The organism is Mycolicibacter arupensis (genome assembly GCF_002086515.1).
GTDB classification, from domain to species: domain Bacteria; phylum Actinomycetota; class Actinomycetes; order Mycobacteriales; family Mycobacteriaceae; genus Mycobacterium; species Mycobacterium arupense.
This window is the reverse complement of sequence record NZ_MVHH01000087.1, coordinates 1-7,269: the sequence shown is the minus strand read 5'-3', so window position 1 is coordinate 7,269 and position 7,269 is coordinate 1. Positions and strand designations below refer to the sequence as shown.

Annotated in this window: 7 protein-coding genes, 4 tRNA genes and 1 pseudogene; 7 read left to right on the top strand and 5 right to left on the bottom strand. The window is 66.4% G+C overall.

The features are described 5' to 3' along the window. Window positions 1-3 precede the first annotated feature (3 nt). The gene (locus BST15_RS20500; RefSeq protein WP_083071158.1) at window positions 4-261 is read right to left on the bottom strand and encodes a lipocalin-like domain-containing protein; all 258 of its coding nucleotides are present in this window, start codon (window positions 259-261) and stop codon (window positions 4-6) included. Window positions 262-427: 166 nt separating this feature from the next. Here BST15_RS20500 and BST15_RS20495 point away from each other — a divergent pair, with 166 nt between their 5' ends. Together BST15_RS20495 and BST15_RS20490 are read left to right on the top strand one after the other, a co-directional pair. Continuing rightward, window positions 428-1,792 (top strand): cytochrome P450, encoded by a 1,365-nt coding sequence (locus tag BST15_RS20495; RefSeq protein WP_046190504.1) that lies wholly within the window; start codon window positions 428-430, stop codon window positions 1,790-1,792. Between the two features lie 63 nt (window positions 1,793-1,855). Beyond that, window positions 1,856-2,761, top strand: a complete 906-nt coding sequence (locus BST15_RS20490; protein ID WP_046190490.1) for a class I SAM-dependent methyltransferase — start codon at window positions 1,856-1,858, stop codon at window positions 2,759-2,761. A gap of 20 nt (window positions 2,762-2,781) precedes the next feature. On the opposite strand, the gene gjpA is transcribed toward BST15_RS20490, so the two are convergent. After that, entirely contained in the window at window positions 2,782-3,753 is a 972-nt protein-coding gene (gjpA, locus tag BST15_RS20485) for an outer membrane porin GjpA (protein WP_052751507.1), read from the bottom strand. A gap of 262 nt (window positions 3,754-4,015) precedes the next feature. Next, window positions 4,016-4,091 (bottom strand) — tRNA-Lys (locus BST15_RS20480). A 134-nt stretch (window positions 4,092-4,225) separates the two neighbouring features. Between BST15_RS20480 and BST15_RS20475 the strand changes: the two genes are divergently transcribed. The 3 genes from BST15_RS20475 to BST15_RS20465 all read left to right on the top strand — a co-directional run bounded on the left by BST15_RS20475 (window position 4,226) and on the right by BST15_RS20465 (window position 4,519). Further along, window positions 4,226-4,298 (top strand) — tRNA-Glu (locus BST15_RS20475). A gap of 43 nt (window positions 4,299-4,341) precedes the next feature. Next, a tRNA-Asp gene (locus BST15_RS20470) sits at window positions 4,342-4,415 on the top strand. A gap of 30 nt (window positions 4,416-4,445) precedes the next feature. Next, window positions 4,446-4,519: transfer RNA gene (locus BST15_RS20465), tRNA-Phe, on the top strand. A gap of 47 nt (window positions 4,520-4,566) precedes the next feature. On the opposite strand, the gene BST15_RS20460 is transcribed toward BST15_RS20465, so the two are convergent. Continuing rightward, on the bottom strand, window positions 4,567-5,079 hold the full coding sequence (locus BST15_RS20460) for a cupin domain-containing protein (RefSeq protein ID WP_046190491.1): 513 nt from the start codon (window positions 5,077-5,079) through the stop codon (window positions 4,567-4,569). A gap of 636 nt (window positions 5,080-5,715) precedes the next feature. Between BST15_RS20460 and BST15_RS20455 the strand changes: the two genes are divergently transcribed. Next, window positions 5,716-6,045 carry a DUF732 domain-containing protein gene (locus BST15_RS20455; RefSeq protein ID WP_046190492.1) on the top strand — a complete coding sequence of 110 codons (330 nt, stop codon included), beginning with the start codon at window positions 5,716-5,718 and terminating at the stop codon, window positions 6,043-6,045. Window positions 6,046-6,102: 57 nt separating this feature from the next. On the opposite strand, the gene BST15_RS20450 is transcribed toward BST15_RS20455, so the two are convergent. Further along, window positions 6,103-6,552, bottom strand: a complete 450-nt coding sequence (locus BST15_RS20450; RefSeq protein WP_046190493.1) for a DUF5994 family protein — start codon at window positions 6,550-6,552, stop codon at window positions 6,103-6,105. A 312-nt stretch (window positions 6,553-6,864) separates the two neighbouring features. Here BST15_RS20450 and BST15_RS20445 point away from each other — a divergent pair. Beyond that, window positions 6,865-7,269: pseudogene (locus tag BST15_RS20445) on the top strand (S1 family peptidase); the annotation flags it as partial.

The following is a 7,269-nucleotide window of genomic DNA, read 5'->3' as shown; positions in this document are numbered from 1 at the left end:
CAATCAATCACATACGGCTCTAGAACAAAGTGGTCCGACTATCGGGGACCTGCCAGTGTCCTGCACAGCCGCATCGGAGCCGTCGGCCAGTTGCGCCGACATGTACCCGTCCGCGGTGTAGAGGATGAGGCCGCGCGGTGCTGTGCCCAAGGGGTGTGACACGGCGCCGGTGTCGATGTCGACCGAATCAAACGACGACAGTTCCCAGCCGCCCAGCAGCGCCTCGCGTAAGCCCTCCGGCCGATCTGATGTATTCGGCATCTGCCTTGTCCTCGATTCCCCGGTCTGCCGGAAGCCCTCACCCTAAGGGCTGCGTTCAGCGCCGTTGGCGATCTATCGGCGACGCCGACCATCTCTTGTGCGATGTGGTACGCCACGTTACCGTGGGCGGTACTCCTGTGTACCACTGCGACGAGAAGGTGTGGACGTGGCCCAAGCGACGAGCGATCCGGTGCGGCTGCCGCCCGAGGTGCCCATCCCGAAACCTCTGGCGGCCCTGGCATTTCTCACCGTCCGAAAGCCGATGATCCGGGCGCTGGGGCGCCGTTACGGCGGCGCGTTCTCGGTCCGCCTGCCGATCGTGGGCCACGCCGTGGTGATCAGCGATCCGGCCCTGATCAAAGACCTGTTCACCACCAACAGCGAACTGGTCTGGCGGGCCTCCAATCTGGGCTCGGTGCTGGGCCCGGGTTCCACCTTCAGCCTGCAGGGGGCCGACCACCTTCGGCGGCGCAAGCTGCTGGTGCCGCCCTTCCATGGCAAGCGGATGACCGGCTATGAGTCGATAGTCGAGGAGGAGGTGCTGCGCGAGACCGCGTCGTGGCCGCAAGGGCGTGAGTTCGCCACCCAGCCCTCGATGATGCGCATTACGCTCAACGTGATCCTGCGGGCGGTCTTCGGTGCACAGGGCGCCGAATTCGATGAACTGCGCCGATTGCTGCCTCCCATGGTCACTTTGGGTTCGCGGCTGGCGATGCTGCCGCCCTGGGCGCGGCGGATCCCCGGGCGACGCAGCCTAGGCGGCCGCTACGAGGCCTACCGGCGGCGGTACGACGAGCTGATCTCGCAGCTGATCGCCACCGCCCGTCAGGCTCCGGACTTCGCCGAGCGAAGTGACGTGTTGTCACTGCTCCTGACGGCCCGCTACGACGACGGACAGCCGATCACCGACGCGCACATCGCCGATGAACTGTTGACACTGCTGGCCGCCGGCCACGAAACGACGGCGACCACACTGGCGTGGGCCATTGAGCGGCTACGGCGCCACCCGGAGGTGTTGCACCGGCTGGTCGCAGAGACCGATGCGGGCGCATCGGAGCTGCTGCAGGCCGTGGTCTGGGAGGTGCAGCGCACCCGCCCGGTGGTCGAGGGGACCGGTCGCGTCACTCGTCAGCGGATCGCGCTGGGCCCCTGGGTGATTCCCGAACGGCGGGTGGTGGTGGTCAGCTTCGGCTTGACGCATTCCACCGAGGAGAACTTCACGAACGCCGACGCGTTCGACCCGGATCGGTTCGTGGGGAACCCGCCGGACACCGCAATGTGGATCCCTTACGGCGGCGGCGTGAACCGTTGTGTGGGTGCGGCATTCGCCAACATGGAAATGCTGGTCACCCTGCGCACCCTGTTGCGTCAGTTCGAGTTCGTGCCCACCGACGCCAACGGTGAGCGCAACCATTCGCGAGGAGTGACCACCGCGGCCGGACGCGGCGGCCGCGCCGTGGTCCGTCGGCGCGATACGGGCGGTCCGGCGCATGCGACAGCGGGACTCGATGGGGTGCCGGCGGGACGCTGAGGCCGCACGGCGCGAGGTCGGTAGCCTGGCTAGGTAAGTCGGAGCAACCGGAGAGGCATCGCCATGGCGCGTACGGACAGTGACAGCTGGGATTTGGCCACCAGCGTAGGGGCGACCGCGACCATGGTGGCCGCTCAGCGTGCACTGGCCTCGACCGGGCCGGACAAGCTCATCGACGATCCCTGGGCGGCTCCGCTGGTGCGCGCGGTGGGCATCGACTTCTTCACCCGGATGGTCGACGGAGACATTCCGGTGGTCGAAGGCGGTGAGTTCGACCCGATCCGGATGGGGCACGGCATGGGCGTGCGGACCCGATTCTTCGATGAGCATTTCCTGTCGGCGACCCGCGACGGCGTCCGCCAGGCGGTCATCTTGGCCTCCGGGCTCGATTCGCGGGCCTACCGGCTGGACTGGCCGGCGGGAACGGTGGTCTACGAGGTCGACCTGCCGGAGGTGATCGACTTCAAAACCGCCACGCTGCGCGATCTGGGCGCCCAGCCCACGGCCGAGCGTCGCACTGTCGCCATCGACCTGCGCGACGACTGGCCCAGCGCGTTGCGCGCCGCGGGTTTCGACCCGCAGGCGCCGACGGTCTGGAGTGCCGAGGGCCTGCTGATCTACCTGCAGCCCGACGCCCAGGACACGCTGTTCGACACGCTCACGTCCCTGAGCGCACCGGGCAGCCGGGTGGCCTGTGAGTTCATCGGCGACACATCGGTGTTCTCCAGCCCGGCGTGGCGCGAGCACCGGGAGAAGATGGCGGCGCTGGGGGCCGACGTCGAAGTCGGCGACTTGGTCTATCACGGCGAACGCAATCACATCGTGGAGTACCTGACCGCCGCCGGCTGGTCGGTGTCGGGCCGCGGTGTCGGTGACCTCTACGCCGACTACGGCCTGGAGTACGGCGATGACGAGTTGGCGTTGGCCTTCGCCGACATGACCTACCTGAGTGCCGTTCTGCCGAAATGATTCTCGGGGTCTAGCGCGCCCTAGGGCGTTGCCAGCTCGGCCATCACCGGCCCGTCGAACAGTGCGTCGAGCGGATTGCCCGTACCGTCCCATCCCAGCGCCTGGGCAATGGTGTGGCCGAGGTCGATCAGCGAGCCCAGCGGACCCGACTCGGACCCGACCATGTTGATGGGCACACCGCAACCGCCGGTGATGGGGATGGTGAACGAACAGATCAGGCCGGAGACGCTGCCGAAGATCGATCCGCCATCGCTGAGCAGCCCGGGCAGTTCGAGTTCCAGCGACCGGATCGAGATGACCGGCAGGTCGAGATCTTGCGCCAGTGCGGTCAGGTCCAGTGGGCCGGCGCCGTTGAGCAGTCCGTCGAGCATGTGCGCGGGGATGTTGAGGGTCTCGGTGAGCGCACCCAGCCAGTCGCTGTCGCGGACCGCCTCGACGATGTCATCGATGCTGCCGGAGAGTTCCACCCACGGGCTGACCACGGTGCCCGCAAGGCCGATGAGCCAGCCGCTGAGATCCGTCGTGGAGAAATCCAGCAGCCACTGACCCAGCTCGGGGTTGTCCGGCACGATCGTGCTCATCAGGGCGCTCAGCGAGTAGTAGGCGAGCGTTTGGACCTGGTCCAGGGAGCTGAGGTCGGGTTGGTCGAATGGCGCGTTGAGACCCGCGACCAGGTTGTCCCACATCTGTCCGACGATGGCGAAGATGTCCGCCGGATTCTGCAGAAAGTCCTGCAGGAAGCCGATCTGGTTGGTCACCACCTGTTGCAGGATCGGCAGTGGCGGGGTGATCAGCTCGGTGCCGAGATTGACGGCGTTGGTGAAGGCTCGGTCCAGGACCTCGGCCCACAGCGTGAAGAAATCGGATTCCGCGGCAAGCTGCACCGCCGGCGGGGGAATGCTCGGCACCGGGGCAGCCGGAGCGGCAGCGATCAGGCCGACGCCGATAGCCGTCAGGCCGGCGGTGATGAGGGGGCGAGTGGTGAGGTCCATGGCGTCTCCTAGGCCGAACGAACCAGGCTGTGATAAACATCACTAATTGCTAGATCGTACCTGTGATGGACCCGTGAAGCCCCAACTTCATGGTTCTGGTCGGCATCCTCTGGCGCGTGCACCCGCGATGCGGGTACGGATTCCGGCGTTGCGCCGTCGCGGGGACGTGATTCGCGTCATGTTTTTCGGCGCGCGCACTCGGCGGTGAGCTGATCGATGCGCGGGCGGGCCACACCTGCGGCGATGTGCCCATTGGCCTGCGTGGTGCCCCCAGCAGGGCTCGAACCTGCGACCTGCGGATTAAAAGTCCGTAGCTCTACCAACTGAGCTATAGGGGCCGTGCTGGAACAGAATACTGCCCGTCGGGTTGTGCTCTGCCCGGGACCGGTTTGAGGATTCGGGCCACCGTGCCCTAAGCTAGCGAAGCTCCCAACGTGAAACGTTGTGAGTGCCTCGGAGAGATTCGGTTCTGGCCCCCATCGTCTAGTGGCCTAGGACGCCGCCCTTTCACGGCGGTAGCACGGGTTCGAATCCCGTTGGGGGTACTCGCAAGCGGCGGAAACGTCGGGAGTGAATCAGTACAAGCAAGGCCCTGTGGCGCAGTTGGTTAGCGCGCCGCCCTGTCACGGCGGAGGTCGCGGGTTCAAGTCCCGTCAGGGTCGCTTTATGCGGCGAGGCACCTGGTGCCTTCCGGCCAGGTAGCTCAGTTGGTACGAGCGTCCGCCTGAAAAGCGGAAGGTCGCCGGTTCGATCCCGGCCCTGGCCACAACGAGAGCCACCTGGGCGTCAGGTGGCTCTCTTGCTGTTGAGGGGCTAGCCGCGCGTGGTCAGGCCCCGCGCCTGGCCCCATACGGGACTGTCGACGAACCAGTTGTCGTAGTCGGCCTGTGCCCCCTCCAGCGCCGAGCGGTCGACTCTGCCGTTGACGATGTCGTCCAGCAGTCGGAAGTAGCCGAAGCGCTGCACTCCTGGTGTCAGCACGGTGTAGAGGTGCGCCTCACTGCCCGCGCTGGCCGCGAACGCGTGAGGCATCAGCGGCGGGACCACGGCGGTGTCGCCGGCCGTCAGCGTCTCCACGTGATCGCCGGCGAGGAAGTCGATCTGCCCCGACACGACGAAGAACAGTTCGGACGAGCGCTTGTGAAAGTGCGGGGCAGCACCGTCGGCGCCCAGGGCAAGGGTGATGTCCAAGACGCTCGCCGCCCCACCAGTCGCCTCGGAGTCCACGACCAGTCCGGTGGAGGCGCCGGATGCTGTTCGCAGTATCCGTCGTTCGTGACCGCGAACCAACGGGAGCGCCCCGGGAATGAACTTCTCAAGGGTCACGACAACGGCCTTTCGATGGGCGGGCAGACCATCGCAGCAACCGGTCGGCCCGTCGCCACATTCCCGGTCCGACGAGATCTGCCCCGGCGCCACTCTCAGGAACCTCGCAGGGTTCTGGGGCATCCGTCATAGCGCCGTAGGAGGGTGCGCTATGCCCGCTATTGAGGGGATTTGCGGCACCGGGGCGATTCGGCAATTCCGGCGCGCCGTTGCATGGCCCCGATTGGTGTATATCCGCAGCACACGAAGAATTAACCAGAAGTGCAGCATTCGTTCGCGCCCCGATGGGCCGCGACATCAGAGAATGAGGCGATCAGCCCGCACAGTGGAACGCGCGGGGTTAGCCGGATCGATCTCGTTCTGACAGGCGGTGAGAAGCTAGGTGGCAAGTGCGCATTGCCATTTGGCGACTGGGCGCCGGGACCGGCAACCGGTTGGGCGCCTCGCTATGTGGGTGCAGGCCGCTGATCCCTTGGGGGAGCCGTCCTGCGGTGAATGCCCTAATGCCGCTGCGGTCAATTCTCTATGCTGAAAGTGCATGCCCTGAAGGAACCCGCCCCGCAGATGACCTCTGCAACGGGATAGGCCGAGGAAAGGGACCCTATGAAACACATCAGAGTCGGACGTCTGCGAATCATGTTGGCGACGTTTCTCCTCCCGGTCCTCCTCTCGGCGCTCCCCTCATCTGCCGTCGGCCTCGCGCACGCGGACAACGGCGCCTACCTCAACGAGGTGCAGTCAACGGTCAGGGTGCGGATGAACGAGAACCAAGCGATGCGGCTCGGTTCGGCGGCGTGCCAAACATTGCGCAAGGGCCCGGACGGACAGATCACCGACCAGTCGCGGGCCGAGGCCGCCCAGGCTGTTGCCAGGACATCCCGCAGCGTGGGCGTGAACCGCAACGACGGTCTGGATCGCGGCAACGCGATGCGGCTCACCGTCGCCGCAGAACATCACCTCTGCTGAATCGCGCCGCCCCTACGCCGCGCCACGACGAGGCGGCGTAGGGAGGTCGCGACGGGCTCAGCAGGCCCCCGCAGCGTCACGTTGTCGTCGCGCGTGACGCAGGACCGAACCGGCGGTCAGGCATGCGGGCTTATCGCGGTCCGCGGCCTCGATGGGCAGATTCGCCGCACAGCGCATCACCATCATGGCCAGAGCGGTGTGGGTCGCATACGAGATGACGAGCAGATTGGCCTGGGCCTGCTGGCCGCCAACGGTCATCACATGCTGGGGTTTGCTCTCCCAGCCTGGCCAGTTGAGGTCGGGTGGTCGTTGCAGCGGTGACCAGTTGACGTTGATGCTGGTGATATCGCCCAGCAGGGGTGTCAGGACGGAGATCAGGTCCGGCAACTCATTGGTGATGCGATCTGCGCGCGGCCACCACGCTCCGTCGATTCCCCCGCCGAGTTCGTGGGCCACCGTGACCCGGACGGGGCGGGCATGGCGGCTGCTTCCGACCGGGGCGATCATCGCCGCTGCGCCGGCTGATGCAGGTAGCATCCGGCAATTGACATGGCTAAGGCTAAGTTACGCAACATATCTCACAATCCACGGCGGTTCCGTCACGGTCGGATTCGTCTGGCTGCGGGTTGCGGCTAGGCGGTAGGAATCACAATTGCCCGTGGGGTGGCCCGGGAAGAGGCTGGGTTGACCCCCGCTGACAATGAAGCGGCTCACCATTGACCGTACGCGGCCGGCAGCGATTCGGCGACCGTTCGGCGCAAGCCGGACGGGGCGCTGGAATGCGTGTTGCCAATGGCGCAGCCCCTAGACTGAGCCGCTGTGCACCACGATGTGACTCGGCGCGCTTGGGTGATCGGCGTCGTCATGGTGATCGGCGCCGCCGGGCTGCCGACCGCCGCCGCAGCCGAGAACAAAGTCCTGCTCGGCGGCGGCGCCGCGATCGTGCTGCATGACGACGCGCTGTGCACGCTGACCACCATCGGTCGCGACGGTTCGGGCAACCTGGTCGGCTTCACGGCGGCGCACTGCGGCGGCCCGGGTTCGACCGTGCTGGTCGAGGGTGCCGAGGACCAGGGCGTTGTGGGTACCGTGGTGGCCGCCGACGAAGGCCTGGATTACGCGGTGATCGAGTTCGATGCGGGCAAGGTGGCGTCCATCGCCGACTACGAAGGTTTCGGCATCTACGGCATCGGTTCCGCCGAGCCCCCCGTACCCCCTGAGCCC